The 14,298-nt window shown below is 64.3% G+C and carries 14 protein-coding genes; 7 read left to right on the top strand and 7 right to left on the bottom strand.

Features of this window, described 5'->3' with window-relative positions:
• Positions 1–61: 61 nt before the first annotated feature.
• The 3 genes from QM672_RS03485 to QM672_RS03475 all read right to left on the bottom strand — a co-directional run bounded on the left by QM672_RS03485 (position 62) and on the right by QM672_RS03475 (position 3,114).
• The gene (locus QM672_RS03485; protein ID WP_367623408.1) at positions 62–811 is read right to left on the bottom strand and encodes a TlyA family RNA methyltransferase; all 750 of its coding nucleotides are present in this window, start codon (positions 809–811) and stop codon (positions 62–64) included.
• Positions 811–2,730, bottom strand: a complete 1,920-nt coding sequence (dxs, locus tag QM672_RS03480) for a 1-deoxy-D-xylulose-5-phosphate synthase (RefSeq protein ID WP_415080645.1) — start codon at positions 2,728–2,730, stop codon at positions 811–813. Before dxs ends, QM672_RS03485 begins: the two co-directional genes overlap by 1 nt.
• Positions 2,731–2,865: 135 nt before the next feature.
• Positions 2,866–3,114 carry an exodeoxyribonuclease VII small subunit gene (locus tag QM672_RS03475; protein WP_068284665.1) on the bottom strand — a complete coding sequence of 83 codons (249 nt, stop codon included), beginning with the start codon at positions 3,112–3,114 and terminating at the stop codon, positions 2,866–2,868.
• A 255-nt stretch (positions 3,115–3,369) separates the two neighbouring features.
• Between QM672_RS03475 and QM672_RS03470 the strand changes: the two genes are divergently transcribed.
• Positions 3,370–4,908, top strand: coding sequence for a rhomboid family intramembrane serine protease (locus tag QM672_RS03470; RefSeq protein ID WP_415080643.1), 1,539 nt, complete (start codon positions 3,370–3,372; stop codon positions 4,906–4,908).
• A gap of 155 nt (positions 4,909–5,063) precedes the next feature.
• Positions 5,064–6,434: an IS1182 family transposase gene (locus QM672_RS03465; RefSeq protein WP_415080641.1), complete on the top strand. Its 1,371-nt coding sequence runs from the start codon at positions 5,064–5,066 to the stop codon at positions 6,432–6,434.
• A 122-nt stretch (positions 6,435–6,556) separates the two neighbouring features.
• Here QM672_RS03465 and QM672_RS03460 read toward each other — a convergent pair whose 3' ends face one another.
• Positions 6,557–7,882 (bottom strand): dihydroorotase, encoded by a 1,326-nt coding sequence (locus QM672_RS03460; protein ID WP_415080639.1) that lies wholly within the window; start codon positions 7,880–7,882, stop codon positions 6,557–6,559.
• 139 nt (positions 7,883–8,021) lie between these two features.
• Here QM672_RS03460 and QM672_RS03455 point away from each other — a divergent pair, with 139 nt between their 5' ends.
• Positions 8,022–8,864: a folate-binding protein gene (locus QM672_RS03455; protein WP_311942236.1), complete on the top strand. Its 843-nt coding sequence runs from the start codon at positions 8,022–8,024 to the stop codon at positions 8,862–8,864.
• Between the two features lie 14 nt (positions 8,865–8,878).
• Here the strand turns inward: QM672_RS03455 and QM672_RS03450 are convergent, their stop codons facing one another.
• Together QM672_RS03450 and sigJ are read right to left on the bottom strand one after the other, a co-directional pair.
• Positions 8,879–9,472 carry a flavodoxin family protein gene (locus QM672_RS03450; RefSeq protein WP_311942233.1) on the bottom strand — a complete coding sequence of 198 codons (594 nt, stop codon included), beginning with the start codon at positions 9,470–9,472 and terminating at the stop codon, positions 8,879–8,881.
• Entirely contained in the window at positions 9,469–10,377 is a 909-nt protein-coding gene (gene sigJ / locus QM672_RS03445; protein ID WP_415080636.1) for an RNA polymerase sigma factor SigJ, read from the bottom strand. Before sigJ ends, QM672_RS03450 begins: the two co-directional genes overlap by 4 nt.
• Before the next feature lie 274 nt (positions 10,378–10,651).
• Between sigJ and QM672_RS03440 the strand changes: the two genes are divergently transcribed.
• Positions 10,652–11,242 (top strand): hypothetical protein, encoded by a 591-nt coding sequence (locus tag QM672_RS03440; protein WP_367626595.1) that lies wholly within the window; start codon positions 10,652–10,654, stop codon positions 11,240–11,242.
• Here the strand turns inward: QM672_RS03440 and QM672_RS03435 are convergent.
• Entirely contained in the window at positions 11,224–12,234 is a 1,011-nt protein-coding gene (locus QM672_RS03435) for an LLM class flavin-dependent oxidoreductase (RefSeq protein WP_415080634.1), read from the bottom strand. The two genes, QM672_RS03440 and QM672_RS03435, sit on opposite strands and share 19 nt — an antisense overlap.
• 179 nt (positions 12,235–12,413) lie before the next feature.
• Here QM672_RS03435 and QM672_RS03430 point away from each other — a divergent pair, with 179 nt between their 5' ends.
• From QM672_RS03430 to QM672_RS03420, 3 genes are read left to right on the top strand one after another with little or no spacing between them, the layout of a single operon-like run.
• Positions 12,414–13,031, top strand: a complete 618-nt coding sequence (locus QM672_RS03430; RefSeq protein ID WP_415080632.1) for a DNA-3-methyladenine glycosylase I — start codon at positions 12,414–12,416, stop codon at positions 13,029–13,031.
• Between the two features lie 2 nt (positions 13,032–13,033).
• Complete coding sequence (locus QM672_RS03425; protein ID WP_415080630.1) at positions 13,034–13,642, top strand: hydrolase; 609 nt, start codon at positions 13,034–13,036, stop codon at positions 13,640–13,642.
• A gap of 5 nt (positions 13,643–13,647) precedes the next feature.
• Positions 13,648–14,157: a tyrosine phosphatase family protein gene (locus QM672_RS03420; RefSeq protein WP_311942438.1), complete on the top strand. Its 510-nt coding sequence runs from the start codon at positions 13,648–13,650 to the stop codon at positions 14,155–14,157.
• The last annotated feature ends 141 nt before the right edge of the window (positions 14,158–14,298 follow it).

The following is a 14,298-nucleotide window of genomic DNA, read 5'->3' as shown; positions in this document are numbered from 1 at the left end:
ATCAAGCGATGCCTGAAAGAGATGAATCAAAATCTCAATCCAGGCGCGCAAGTCCTCTGATTCAATCTATGAGCCCGGCTACACTAACCCTATGGGCAGACAGCAGAAACTCCTTGTTGCCATCCCCGCCTTCGATGGGAGACGGCACGACCCCGCGCACCTTCCAGCCAAGTGACGAGACGGTGCCGGCGATACGATCGCAGACCTCGGCGTGCACGGCCTCGTCCTTCACCACGCCGCCCTTGCCCACCCGCTCGCGACCCGCTTCGAACTGCGGCTTGACCAGAACGGCGAGATCCGCACCCGGCGCGGCCAATGCGAGCGCCGCCGGCAGAACCAGCGCCAGTGAGATGAAGCTGACGTCGGCGACGACGAGGTCGACGGGGTCGGGCACCAGGCCGCGATCGAGCTTGCGTGCATCCTGCCCTTCCAGCGAGATCAACCTGTCATTCCCGCGCAGGCTGGCGTGAAGCTGATCATGACCGACATCGACGGCATAAACCCGTGCCGCCCCCCGCCGCAGCAGCACGTCACTGAAGCCGCCGGTGGAGGCGCCGATGTCGAGCGCGACGCGCCCCTCTACGGGCACCGAAAACATATCGAGGGCATGTTCGAGCTTGAGCCCGCCGCGCGACACGAAGGGAAAGGCCGCCTGCGCTTCGATCACAGCCTCTGCTGCCAGGCTCTCCGACGCCTTGCGCACCGGCTTGCCATCGGCCGTCACGAGGCCGGCGGAGATCGCGGCCTGTGCCTTAGCGCGGCTGTCGAAATGACCGCGCTCGACCAACAGCACGTCCGCGCGCTTGCGCATCAGGCGCGCTTGGCGCCGGTTACGACATCGCGCCCGAGCACCGACAGGACCTTGGTGACGATGCCGGCGGCATCGAGCCCGGCCTGCGCATACATCGCCTCCGGCTTGTTCTGGTCGAGGAAGATGTCGGGCAGCACCAGGGAGCGGAATTTCAGGCCGCTGTCGAAAACGCCTGCCTCGGCCAGGCACTGGGCCACGAAGCTGCCGAAGCCCCCCACGGAGCCTTCCTCGATGGTCAGCAGCACCTCGTGCTCGCGAGCGAGCCTGAGGACCAACTCCTCGTCGAGCGGCTTGGCAAACCGGGCATCCGCAACGGTCGCCGACAGGCCGAGCGCCGCCAGATCTTCTGCAGCCTTGAGGCACTCGGCCAGGCGCGTGCCGAAGGAAAGCAGGGCAATATTGCTGCCCTCGCGCAGGACGCGCCCCTTGCCGATCGGCAGGGGCATGCCGACTTCAGGCATCTCGACGCCAACCCCCTCGCCGCGCGGGTAGCGGAAGGCGATAGGGCCGCCGTCATAGGCGGCCGCGGTTGCGACCATATGCACCAACTCGGCTTCGTCGGCGGCCGCCATCACCACCATGTTGGGCAGGCAGCCAAGAAAGGCGACATCGAAGGAACCGGCGTGGGTGGCGCCGTCGGCCCCAACGAGACCGGCACGATCGATCGGGAAGCGCACGGGCAGGTTCTGGATGGCAACGTCGTGGACGACCTGGTCGTAGCCGCGCTGCAGGAAGGTGGAATAGATCGCACAGAACGGCTTGTAGCCCTCGCTGGCAAGGCCCGCCGCGAAGGTGACGGCGTGCTGCTCGGCGATGCCGACATCGTAAAGCCGTTGCGGGAAGGCCTGCTCGAACAAGTCGAGCCCGGTGCCGGACGGCATGGCGGCGGTGATCGCCACGACCTTGTCGTCCTTGTGGGCTTCCTTGATCAGGCTTTCGGCAAAGACGCGAGTATAGGAGGGCGCATTGGCCTTGGCCTTCACCTGCGCCCCGGTGATGACGTCGAACTTCACCACGCCATGATATTTGTCGGGCGCATTCTCGGCCGGGCCATAGCCCTTGCCTTTCTGGGTGACGACATGGATCAGCACGGGCCCATCGGCCTGGTCGCGCACATTCTTGAGCACCGGCAGGAGGTGGTCAAGATTATGCCCGTCGATCGGCCCGATATAGTAGAAGCCGAGTTCCTCGAACAGCGTGCCGCCGGTCCAGAAGCCGCGGGCATATTCCTCGGTGCGCTTGGCCTTGTCGTAGAAGAATTTCGGCAGCTTCCTGGCCAGCATCTTGCCGAAATCGCGCAAATTCTTGTAGGTGCCGCCGGAAACCAGCCGGGCCAGATAGGCCGACATCGCCCCCACGGGCGGGGCGATCGACATGTCGTTGTCGTTGAGGATGACGACGAGGCGCGAGCCCAGCGCCCCGGCATTGTTCATCGCCTCATAGGCCATGCCGGCCGACATCGAGCCGTCGCCGATCACGCAGATCACGTTGTTGTTGCGGCCATCGAGATCGCGCGCCGCAGCCATACCCAGGCCCGCCGAGATCGAGGTCGAGGAATGCGCGGCGCCGAAGGGATCGTATTCGCTCTCGCTACGCTTGGTGAAGCCGCTGAGGCCGTCCGCCTGGCGCAGGGTACGGATGCGATCGCGCCGCCCGGTGAGGATCTTGTGCGGATAGGCCTGGTGGCCGACATCCCAGATCAGGCGATCGCGCGGCGTATCGAACACGGCATGGATGGCGACCGTCAGCTCGACCACGCCGAGCCCGGCACCGAGATGCCCGCCCGTCACCGAAACGGCGTCAATGGTCTCCCGGCGCAGCTCGTCCGCCACCTGCTGGAGCTTGTCCTCGGGCAGGCGGCGCAGATCGGCCGGCAGATGGATGGTGTCGAGCAGCGGGGTTGCGGAAGTGTTTGCCAAATTGTTCACCCGGGGAGACTAGAGCAAAGCACGCATAAGTGGAAACATCATTTTGCTCTAACTCTTTGTTCCGACGCGCCTTTGCGATGACGGCCGTTCTGGTGGAGTGCTGGGCGCCTTGCAGGCCGTCGCCTGTCAGGCTTCAGGTAGAGGCTCGAGCCCGGCGGGCTTGCCCTCGGCATCGAGCCGGATCTTGTCGACCTTGGCCTCTGCAACCTTCAAAAGCTTGTCGCAATGAGCCTTGAGCTGCTCGCCACGCCCGAACAGCGTGATCGATTCCTCCAGCGGCACATTGCCGCCTTCGAGGCTGCGCACGATTTGCTCGAGCTCGGCAAGCGCCTTTTCGAAGCTGAGCGTTGCGATATCGGACGGCTTGTCGGCCATTATCAACCTGTCGGATCTCTAGAGCAAAGGGCGTTTAGAGGGAAACGCTTGTTTGCTCTAACTCTTTGGTTCGACGCGTCTTTGCGATTCTTGGCGATTCCGCCAAATCGCAAAACGCTCTCGATTTTCCCCTCTATAGCCCCGAACCTCGCTGCATTGAAAGAAAAAGCCATGCAAGCCGCATGACCCAACCGTGCATAAGGCGGGGGAGAGTGACAGGTTGCGGCTCAGCGCCGCTTCCGGCAAAAGCGGCGCATGGATTTGCAGACCTTCCTCGCGCTCTCCGCCGGTTCCCTGTCAGCCGTGGCCATCGCCCAGGTGTTCGTCACCCGAGCCTACCGCTTTCCGGGCATCGCGATCTACCTGGCGGGGCACGCGGTCGTGATCGCCATCGCTGTCGCGGGATACAGGTTTCTGCCCGATTATTACGGTTTCCTGGCGGCTCTCGCCTTGCTGGCGATCATTGCGCCGGGGCCGCTGCTGAACCGGGCCAATCGCGAATTGCTGGCCGGCCGCAACGAACGTGCCGCCCTGCTCGCCCGCCTGGCCAGCTTCGTCCAGCCCACCAGCCAAGTCCGCTTCACGGCCAGTCTGTTCAAGGCTCTTTCCGAATCGACGCGCGAAGAACGTATCGATGCCCTCGAAGCGCTGCGCCAGACCGGCAAGCCGGATCAGGAAGTGATCCTCGACCTGCAATTGCTGCGGCAACGCCAGAACTGGCAGGGCATCGTCGACTATCTTGCCCGCAACCCCATGCCGGCAGGCGCAGATGCGGTCGCCTTCCCGATCCGGGCCCTCGGGGAGACCGGCCAGCTGGAAGCCATGGTGGCGACAGCCATGCGTTATCGCGGCCTGCTGGGCGCCGGGCAATTGTCGACCCTGATGCTCCTCGCCTTCTGCGGGCGCGTCCAGGCCACGGATTCGATGCTCGCCTCGTTTCACGCCATGCCGGTCTCCGTGAAGGCATTCTGGCAGGCGACCGCCCTCCAGGCGGCGGCACGGGGCGAACTCGCCGAGCCCCTACTGCGCGGCTTTGCTGCCGCTTCCCTGACGCCCGCCCAGCATGAGGCGATCGTCGCTCGCCTGGACAAGCCGGCGAGCCTAGCCGAAGGCCAGCTCTCGCCACAGGCAACCGCCTTCCTCGACGATTTGGAGGCGCATATCCGGCGCAACGCCCCCCTGCGCCGCACGGGCTGGCGCGCCGCCCCCGTGACCTATCTGCTGATCCTGGCCAATTGCGCCGCCTTCGGCATCGAGCTGTGGAATGGCGACACCACCGATGCCGAAAACCTGTTCCGGCTCGGAGGGTTATGGCCCGACGCGGTGGTCCGGGATCATGAATGGTGGCGCCTGCTCAGCGCCATGTTCCTGCATGCCGGCCCCGAACACCTGATCAGCAACATGATCGGGCTCTTCCTGCTCGGGCGCATGGTCGAAGCCACGGTCGGAAGCCTGCGCATGGGCCTGATCTATCTGATCGGCGGCCTGGTCTCCATGGCCGGGGTGCTCGCCCTCACCGAGGCGGGCTTCACCCAGCCGGATGTCCTGGTCGGGGCTTCCGGCGCCATCTTCGCCCTGATCGGAGCCATTGCCCTGCGACGCCTGTCCGATTTCCTGGCGACCCGCCATATCGCCGACCGGCACAATCTCAGCCTGATCGTCATCGTGCTGCTGATCCAGGCGGCGATCGACCTTTCACTGCCTCAGATCAGTTTCACCGCGCACGGCATCGGTTTCATCGCCGGCATTGCCCTGGCCTGGATATTTGGCACGGCGCACGCCAGCAGGCGGTAGAATGGAGCGCGGACATCACAGCGACATGCAGGAGCATGTCGCGATGTCCACTCCTGGAACTGTTGCGCCTGGATGAGAGAAAGAGCGGACTGGAAGTCCGCGCAGACTGCTGACAAACCAGTAGCGTTAGTCAGCAGTTTTTGATTCAGTGGGTCATGTTGAAGAAACCCGGCCCCGAGCAGACGGCGATCGAGATGGTTACGCTCGATGCGCTTGTTCCCAAGGATCATCTGCTGCGCAAGATCGACGCGGTGATCGACTTTTCCTTCATCCATGATCGCGTGTCGGGGCTTTACTGTGCGGACAATGGCCGTCCTCCGCTGGACCCGACCTTGATGTTCAAGGCGTTGTTCATCGGCTACCTGTTCGGCATCCGCTCGGAGCGCCAGTTGGTGCGCGAGATCGAAGTGAACGTGGCCTATCGCTGGTTTCTGGGGCTCAAGCTGATGGCGCCGGTGTTCGACGCCTCGACGTTGTCGCAGAACCGGCGCCGGCGCTACAACGACACGGATGTGGCTCAGGCCATCTTCGATGCCATCGTGGAGCAGGCGATCGGACATGGGCTTGTGGATGGCAAGGTGCTGTACACGGACTCCACCCATCTGAAGGCGAATGCCAACGCCAAGAAGTTCGACCTAGCCCAGGTTGCCAAGTCACGAGCCGATTACTGGCAAGCCCTGGACGCGGCTGTCGAGGCGGAGCGGGCGGCGCATGGCCAGGCCCCCCTGCCGGTGCGCGAACGTGAGCCCGAGGTGAAGCAGACCAAGGTCTCGCGGGTGGATCCGGACAGCGGCTACATGGTGCGCGATGGCAAGCCCAAAGGCTTCTTCTATCTCGATCACCGCACGGTGGACGGCAAGGTCGGCATCATCACCGATACCTTTGCCTCACCCGGCAATGTGCATGACAGCATCGTCTATCTGGGCCGGCTCGACCGCCAGCGCGAGCGCTTTGCCTTGCCGGTGAAGGCGGTAGGGCTGGATGCGGGCTATGCCAGTGCTGGCATCGCCAAGGGATTGGAGGATCGAGCCATCCTGGGTGTGACCGGCTATCGTACCCCCAACCCGCCCAAGCCTGGCATGATGCGCAAGAGCCAGTTCATCTATGAGGAGGAACGGGACGGCTATCGTTGCCCGCAGGGGCAGTTGCTGGCCTATGCCACCACAGACCGCGACGGCTATCGCCAGTACGCTTCCGATCCGGCCATCTGCCGCACCTGCCCGTTGCTGGCTTCATGCACCCGCTACGCCGACAACCGACGCGTCATCACCCGGCACGTCTGGCACGAAGCGCGCGAGCGCACCGATGCAAACCGCCTCACGCCCTATGGCAAGCTGATCTACAAACGACGAAAGGAGACGGTGGAGCGTTCCTTCGCCGATGCCAAACAGTTGCACGGCCACCGCTATGCCCGCTTCCGAAGTCTCACACGCGTGGCCTGCCAATGCCTCCTGGCCGCTGTCGCCCAGAACATCAAGCGCATCGCCACTCTGCTGGCTCCCGCTTACAGGTCAGCACCAGCCTGAAAGGGCTCTTTCTCAAAAAAGTCGATAACTCAAACCTTTGCAGCAGGCACATAAAATAACCCCGCCAAAAATGGCGGGGTTTGTCAGCGGTCTGAGCGGACTGGAAGTCCGCGCTCCCAGCCTCACGCCGTCCAGAAGCGTGCGGCCTCGCCACGCGAATGTTCGTCCAGCGAGCCCTCCCACATCACCCTCGCGCCGCGCAGGATGGTACCGACCGGCCAGCCGGTGACCTCGACGCCGTCATAGGGCGTCCAGCCGCATTTGGAAGCGATCCACTCGTTGCGGATGGTTTCCTTGCGCTTGAGGTCGACGATGGTGAGGTCTGCGTCATAGCCGACGGCAATGCGGCCCTTGCCGGCCATGCCGAAGATCCGGCAGGGACCATGGCTGGTCAGGTCGACGAAACGCTCCAGCGATAGTCGCCCGCGGTTCACATGGTTGAGCATGACGGGCACCAGCGTCTGCACACCGGTCATGCCGGAGGGCGAATCGGGATAGGGCTTGGCCTTCTCCTCCAGCGTATGGGGCGCGTGGTCCGAACCGAGGACATCGACGATGCCCTGGTGGATGCCCTGCCAGATGCCGTCGCGGTGACCGACGTCACGCACCGGCGGGTTCATCTGCACCAGCGTGCCCAGCTTCTCATAGGCCTCGGGCCCAGCCAGAGTGAGATGATGCGGCGTGGCTTCGCAGGTCACCAGCCGCTTGTGCGCGCCGAGGAAGGGAATCTCGTCCGCCGTCGAGATATGCAGGACATGGATGGGCGCGCCCGTCTCCTCGGCGATGGCGACGAGCCGCCGCGTGCAGTTGAGCGCGGCCTCGACGTCGCGCCAGACCGGGTGGGAGGAGGCATCTCCCTTGACGCGCAGGTCGCGCCGCTCGCGCAGGCGATATTCGTCCTCCGAATGGAAGGCAGCGCGCCGGCGTGTGCGCTTGAGGATCTCGCGCACGCCCTCATCGTCCTCCACCAGCAGCGAGCCGGTGGAAGAGCCCATGAACACCTTGATGCCGGCCGCGCCCGGCAGACGCTCCAGCTCCGCGACGTCAGCGGCATTCTCACGGGTGCCGCCGACCCAGAAGGCGAAATCACAATGCATGCGGTGCGTGCCGCGCCTGACCTTGTCGGCCAAAGCCTCCGGCGTCACGGTCAAGGGATCGGTGTTCGGCATTTCGAATACAGCGGTGACGCCGCCCATGACCGCCGCGCGCGAGCCCGATTCAAGATCTTCCTTATGCGTCGGCCCCGGCTCGCGGAAATGGACCTGGCTGTCGATCACGCCGGGCAGGATGGTGAGGCCGGTGCAGTCGATCACCTCGCCGGCACTGGCCCGCGACAAATCCCCCAGCGCCGCGATACGCCCGTCCCTGACCCCAACATCGCCATGATGCCGGCCATCCTGGTTGACGATCTCGCCATTGCGGAAGATGCGGTCGAAGGTCTGGGGCATGGCGCTCTCCTCGATGACGAAGCTGAAACCCTGCGCTTTTCCCCCAGGCAGCGCCAGCTTTCAACCGCCAATCCGCCGCCTCTTCACGCCGCGCACAGGGATTGCCATATAGGAGGGGCTGAAACGGGATTGCCTTGCCATGATCCATCTGCTCGACCGCGCCATACTCCGCCTCAGCGGCGAGGATGCGCGATCCTGGTTCGCCAATCTCGTCACCTGCGATATCGCCCATCTCGAGCCCGGCCAGGGACGATGGGGTGCCTTGCTGACGCCGCAGGGCAAGATCCTGTTCGATTTCCTGGCCACGATCGGCGAGGACGGGCTCTACCTCGATGCGGACGCCGCCCTGGCCCCCGATTTCGCCAAGAGGCTCAATTTCTATCGGCTGCGCGCCAAGGTGACGGTCGAGGCCTTGCCGGCTTGGGGAGTCTACGCTGCCTTGCCCCCCGAAAATGTCGACATCGAGGGTGCTCTGATCTTCCCGGATCCCAGGCGGCCCGAACTCGGGCTTCGCATTCTCGCACCTGTCGCAGCCACGGCAGACGATGCAACCACGGCCTATCACGACCGCCGCATCGAGTTCGGCATTCCCGAAGGCGGCAAGGATTTTCGCCTCGGCGAGGCCTTCCCGCACGAAGTGCTGATGGACATGCTCGCCGGCGTCGACTTCAAGAAGGGCTGCTTCGTCGGCCAGGAAGTCGTCAGCCGCATGCAGCATCGCGGCACTGCGCGCACTCGCATCGTGCCTGTGACAGCCAGCGCCACCCTGCCGGCCGCCGGCACGGAAATCCGTATCGGCGACCGGCCGGCGGGCACGCTCGGCTCCTCGGTTGGCAAGAGGGGACTGGCCCTGCTCCGGCTCGACAGGGTGGAGGAAGGGCTGGCTGCCGGCGCAAGCCTGATGGCTGAAGGTCTTGGCCTGACGATCGACAAGCCATCCTGGTGGGTCGCATCGAGCAGCGCGCACAAGGCAACGGCCTGACCCTGGCACCCGCCTCAACCGGGATTGCGCCCCCGCACGAATTGCAGGGTCGTCTCGGCAACGCGCCGGCCGAGATATCGGGCTGTGGCGAGATCCGCTTCGGGTGGTGCCACCTCCGGCCCCTCATCGGTGTTGGACTGGGCGGCAGCGCCGAGGAAGAAGCCGAAGCGATTGAGGTCGGTTTCCCTACCCACCGAGGAGCAATTGCCCGGCGGCAGGGCCAGATTGACCCAATGCATGCCGTGCTGGGCGGCAAACAGGGCCATCTGCATCAAGGTTGCGAGCTTGTCGCCCGACCGTGAGCCCGAATTGGTGAAGCCCGCCGCGATCTTGTTGTTCCAGCCGAGGCCTTTCGACATCACCGCATTCGAACTGGCTTCCTGAAAGGCCTTGAACACGGCGGATGGCCCGCCGACATAGGTGGGCGCCCCGAAGATGATCGCCTCGGCCAATGCCAGCCTGTGCCAATGTTCCGGCGCTTCCTGCGCCGTCAGCAGCAGCGTGGCGACGTCGGGCAATTGTGTCGCCCCCTGCTCGACCGCATGTGCCTGCCGGGCGGTATGGCCGTAGCCGCTGTGATAGACGATGGCAATGGTGGCTTTTGTCACTGGCAGGTCCCTTTCGATGCAGGCCGGATCTGGTTCGCGACGGTGCGGTCGATCACGAGGTGGCCGAGTTTTTCCGGATTGCGACAGACATAGATCGCAGCAATCCGATCTCTCCGGACATCCAGGGCCGTGGTCTGGAGCTCGCATCCCCGTTCGATGGTCACGAACCCCGGCAAGCCATTGACGCTGGCATAGCGCAGGAGTTGCGACATCTGGGCGGAGAACAGCCTCGCCAAAGCAGCCATCAGCTTCAATGCGGCATCGATGCCGACGATCGGGCGCGGAGGAGCGGCAACCTTGCCGCCACCATCCGCCTGGACCGTCACATCCCGAGCGAGCAGAGCCCGAAGCCCGTCTATGTCGCCGGTGCGCGAGGCGGTGAAGAAAGCGGCAGCAATTTCCTGCCCTCTTGCCCCCTGCGGAAGAAACCGAGGTCTTTCCGACCGGATGCGAAGGCGGGCCCGCCGCGCCATCTGCCGGCAGGCGGCGGCATCCCGGCCGATCGTCAGCGCAATCTCGTCGAAGGCGACCCCGAAGACGTCATGCAGCAGGAAGGCGGCTCGCTCGCACGGCGACAAACGTTCCAGCACCAGCAGAAGCGGCAGGGTGATGTCCTCGGAAGGCTCCTCCTGCAGCAGGGGCTCCGGCAGCCAGGAGCCGACATAGGCCTCCCGCCGTGCTCGCGCCGATTTCAGCTCGTCCAGGCACAGGCGGGTCACCACCTGCCTGAGATAGGCTTCAGGCTCCCGTACGAGGCTGCGATCAGCCTGCAGCCAGCGAATGAACGCATCCTGAAGGACATCCTCGGCATCCGCGATCGAGCCGAGCATCTTGTAGGCCAGGCTCTTGAGACGAGGCCGGAATGCGTTGAACAGGTTGGTGTCCTGAATGGGCAGGTCGAGCACGCCGTCCTCTCCCGTTTGATGGTCCTGCCCTCAAGACGAGATGGCGACCCAAGAATGTGACTCCGGCCCAAACTAAATCTCGGTCGGCACCGTATTTACACGCCGCCAAGCGGTCTTCCCCAACCCCCTGCCCTGCCTGTCTTGCTCCCGTGGTGATTCCGGGCAATGCTGGGAAAGTAGTTTCATACCCGCCCGAGCGCGGGACTCTTCGTGAGTGTGCCGGGCGTCGTGGTTGCAATGGCATGCTGCCGCCCTCAAGCGCGAGGATGCCTCCGTGAACCAGCCCCACGCCTTCGACCCCACCGTTCTCAGCCATGTCCGCACGGTGATCAGCATCATCGTCGGCCTCAGCATGGGCCGACTGCTCACCGGCCTTGCCCGCTTCGTCCAGCATCCGCGCCAGCACAAGATCTACGGCGTCCATCTGGTATGGACTTTCTTCATGCTGATGCAGATCATCTCGTTCTGGTGGTGGGAATTCCATCTGGTCAACGTGCAGTGGAGCTTCCCGCTCTATGGCTTCGTCGCCTTCTATGCGAGCGTGTTCTTCTTCATGTGCACGATGCTCTTTCCGGACACCATGTATGAGTACAAGGGATTCGAGGACTATTTCATGTCCCGCCGAAAATGGTTTTTCGGCATTCTGATCGGCACCTTCTTCCTCGACATCATCGACACTTTCATCAAGGGAAGAGACTATACTGCGGCCCTCGGCCCCGAATATTGGGTACGTTTCGCCCTGTACATCACCGGCTGCGCCGCCGCGATCTTGATATCCAACCAGCGTTTTCAGCTCGTCTTCGCCATCCTGGCGCTGCTCGGCGAAATCGTCTGGGCGCTCGGCCTCTATGACACGCTCACCTGAGCCGGCGCGGCAATCAGCTCACCGGCGAGGATCTCATAGGAACGCTTGGTCTTCTCATGGTCGAAGATCATGTTGGTGGCAATGATCTCGTCGGCGCCGGTACGCTCGACGAATGCCTCGATACCCGCCTTGACGGTCGCCGCCGAACCCACCACCGAGGCATGGTTCATGTGCTGCAGTGTCGCACGGCCGATAGCATCGAGGGTCTCCTCGTAATTCTCCACCGGCGGCTGGATCAGGCCCGGCCGCCCGGTGCGCAGGCTGACGAAGGCCTGCAGCCGCGAGCTCTGCAGGAAGTGGGCCTCCTCGTCGGTGTCGGCGGCGACCACGTTCATGCCCAGCATGACATGGGGTTTGTCGAGATATTCGGAAGGTTCGAAACGTCCGCGATAGATGGCGATCGCCCCTTCGAGATCGGCCGCCGCGAAGTGCGAGGCGAAGGCGAAAGGCAGGCCGAGCATGGCGGCAAGCTGCGCCCCGAACAGGCTGGAGCCGAGGATCCAGACCGGCACCGCCAACCCCGCGCCTGGAACGGCTTGCACGCGCTGATCCGGGCTCGCCGGCTTGAAATAGTTCATCAGCTCGATGACATCGCGCGGAAAGGCGTCGATCTCGGCGTTGAGATTGCGGCGCAGCGCCTGGGCGGTGATCTGGTCGGTACCAGGAGCCCTGCCCACCCCGAGATCGATACGGCCAGGATGCAGGGCCGCCAGCGTGCCGAAGGCCTCGGCCACCATCAAGGGCGCATGGTTGGGCAGCATGATGCCGCCGGCTCCCAGGCGGATGGTGGAAGTGCCGGAGGCGACATGGGCGAGCGCCACCGCCGTGGCGGCACTGGCAATGCCCGGCATGTTGTGATGTTCGGCCAGCCACAGCCTGTTATAGCCGAGCCGCTCGACATGGCGGGCAAGGTCCAGCGAATTGTGGAGGGCCTGCCCGGCATTGCTGCCGATGGCGATGGGCGAAAGATCGAGGACTGAAATCGGGATCATGAAAAGGGCACGACAAAATTCGATGGCGATCGAACTAATATAGGTGGCATTGCCGCCCTGGCAAGGAAAGGCTCGGAGGGCCTTCTCCCCTTGCGGGAGAAGGCTTTTCCGGCCCCAACCCGATCACGAAATGTTCTTCCCTCTTCCCGAGTCGGCTTTCGCCATGGCAAGAAGGCGGCATGGAACGCACAGTCATTCTTCATGCGGACGGCAAACAGCGCTGCCCCTGGCCCGGGCTCGATCCCTTCTATGTCGCCTATCACGACGAGGAATGGGGCGTGCCGGAATATGACGGCCGCGCCCTCTATGAAAAGCTCATCCTCGACGGCTTCCAGGCGGGGCTGTCCTGGATCACCATCCTACGCAAACGCGCGCGCTTCCGCGAGGTGTTCGACGATTTCGAGCCGGCCAAGATCGCGCTTTACGGGCCGGAAAAGGTCGAAGCCCTGATGGCCGATCCCGGCATCGTGCGCAATCGCGCCAAGGTGGAAGGCACCATCATCGGCGCCCGCCTCTGGCTGGAAATCGAGGAACGCCAGGGCTTCTCGCACTATCTATGGGACTTCCTCGACGGCCGCCCCCTGCAGAACACCCTGCGCACCACGGCCGATGTCCAGGCTGAGACGCCGCTGTCTCAGAAGATCTCCAAGGACCTCAAGGCACGCGGTTTCAAATTCGTCGGCCCCACCATCGTCTATGCCTTCATGCAGGCGGTCGGCATGGTCAACGACCATCTCGTCGACTGCTTCCGCTATGCCGAATGCGCCGAGCTCGGCAAGGCGGGACATCCGGGCTGACCATGGCACGCGTGAAGAAAGCGACTCCCCATCGGGCCTGGCAACGCATGCTGTCGGGCCGGCGGCTCGATTTGCTCGATCCCTCCCCGCTCGACATCGAGATCGAGGATATCGCCCATGGCCTGGCCCGGGTCGCGCGCTGGAACGGCCAGACCAGCGGCGACGCCATCTTCTCGGTGGCCCAGCACAGCGTGCTCGTGCTCGACGTGCTCGATGCGATGGAGCCTGCCCAGTCCGATGCGGTCAGGCTGATGGTGCTGCTGCACGACGCGCCCGAATATGTGATCGGCGACATGATCTCGCCGTTCAAGGCGGTGATCGGCGAGAGCTACAAGAGCGTGGAGGCCCGCCTGCTCGGGGCCATCCATCTGCGCTTCGGCCTGCCGACCGCTCCCCCGCCGGCAATCAAGGCGCTGACCAAGAAGGCCGACACCGTGGCCGCCTTCCTCGAGGCGACCCAGCTTGCCGGCTTCGGCATCGAGGAATCCTGCCGTATCTTCGGCGATCCGCGCCCCCTGCCCCGGCCGATGGACCAGACGCGGCTGGTGCCCCTGCCGGCGGCCGAGGCCCAGCAAGCCTTCCTCGAGCGTTTTGCTCAGATCTTCCGGTGACCGCCATGCAAATCAATGTCTGTTCGCTCTCCCGCCTCGAAGCCACCGTTGCCGCCACGGGCGCCCGCCAGATCCTGACCCTGATCAATGCCGGCACCAAGGTGATCCGCCCCGTCACGATCGAGGAGGACCGCCACCTTTTCCTGAGCATGAACGATATCGTCGAGCTCGCGGAAGAGGGGCAGATCCTGCCTGGCGAGGACCACCTCTCCCAGCTTCTCGCCTTTGCCCGGGCCTGGGACCAGGCGACGCCGCTGGTGGTGCATTGCTATGCCGGGGTCAGCCGTTCGACGGCAGCGGCCTTCACGGTCGCCTGCGCCCTCAACCCGTCACTCGACGAGCATGAGCTGGCGCAGACCATCCGCCGGCTGTCGCCCACCGCCACCCCGAACCGCCGCATCGTGGCGCTGGCGGATATGCGGCTCGGCCGCAATGGCCGCATGCTGGCTGCGATCGACGCCATCGGCCGTGGCGAGGATTGCTTCGAAGGCGTGCCTTTCGCCTTGCAGTTGTAGGGCGTATCGACAGGAAAGCACCGCTCGGCAGCCCACCCAAAAAAGAGGCCCGGCGCGGGGGCCAGGCCAGGGGAAGGTCAAACATCGCATTGCCGTCGAGGAACGGACAGCTCGATGGCCGCGACCATGGCGCAGGCCGAT

Source organism: Labrys sp. (in: a-proteobacteria) (genome assembly GCF_047605565.1).
GTDB lineage: Bacteria > Pseudomonadota > Alphaproteobacteria > Rhizobiales > Labraceae > Labrys > Labrys neptuniae.
The sequence above is the reverse complement of the archived record's forward strand: the minus strand, read 5'-3'. Positions and strand labels throughout refer to the sequence as shown.

What these genes read in the sequence shown, in the direction of transcription:
- QM672_RS03435 (WP_415080634.1), bottom strand. Translation starts at nt 12,234, where the DNA reads ATGATCCCGATTTCAGTCCTCGATCTTTCGCCCATCGCCATCGGCAGC.
- QM672_RS03465 (WP_415080641.1), top strand. Translation starts at nt 5,064, where the DNA reads ATGTTGAAGAAACCCGGCCCCGAGCAGACGGCGATCGAGATGGTTACG.
- QM672_RS03485 (WP_367623408.1), bottom strand. Translation starts at nt 811, where the DNA reads ATGCGCAAGCGCGCGGACGTGCTGTTGGTCGAGCGCGGTCATTTCGAC.
- QM672_RS03420 (WP_311942438.1), top strand. Translation starts at nt 13,648, where the DNA reads ATGCAAATCAATGTCTGTTCGCTCTCCCGCCTCGAAGCCACCGTTGCC.
- QM672_RS03430 (WP_415080632.1), top strand. Translation starts at nt 12,414, where the DNA reads ATGGAACGCACAGTCATTCTTCATGCGGACGGCAAACAGCGCTGCCCC.
- QM672_RS03470 (WP_415080643.1), top strand. Translation starts at nt 3,370, where the DNA reads ATGGATTTGCAGACCTTCCTCGCGCTCTCCGCCGGTTCCCTGTCAGCC.
- QM672_RS03460 (WP_415080639.1), bottom strand. Translation starts at nt 7,882, where the DNA reads ATGCCCCAGACCTTCGACCGCATCTTCCGCAATGGCGAGATCGTCAAC.
- QM672_RS03425 (WP_415080630.1), top strand. Translation starts at nt 13,034, where the DNA reads ATGGCACGCGTGAAGAAAGCGACTCCCCATCGGGCCTGGCAACGCATG.
- QM672_RS03455 (WP_311942236.1), top strand. Translation starts at nt 8,022, where the DNA reads ATGATCCATCTGCTCGACCGCGCCATACTCCGCCTCAGCGGCGAGGAT.
- QM672_RS03475 (WP_068284665.1), bottom strand. Translation starts at nt 3,114, where the DNA reads ATGGCCGACAAGCCGTCCGATATCGCAACGCTCAGCTTCGAAAAGGCG.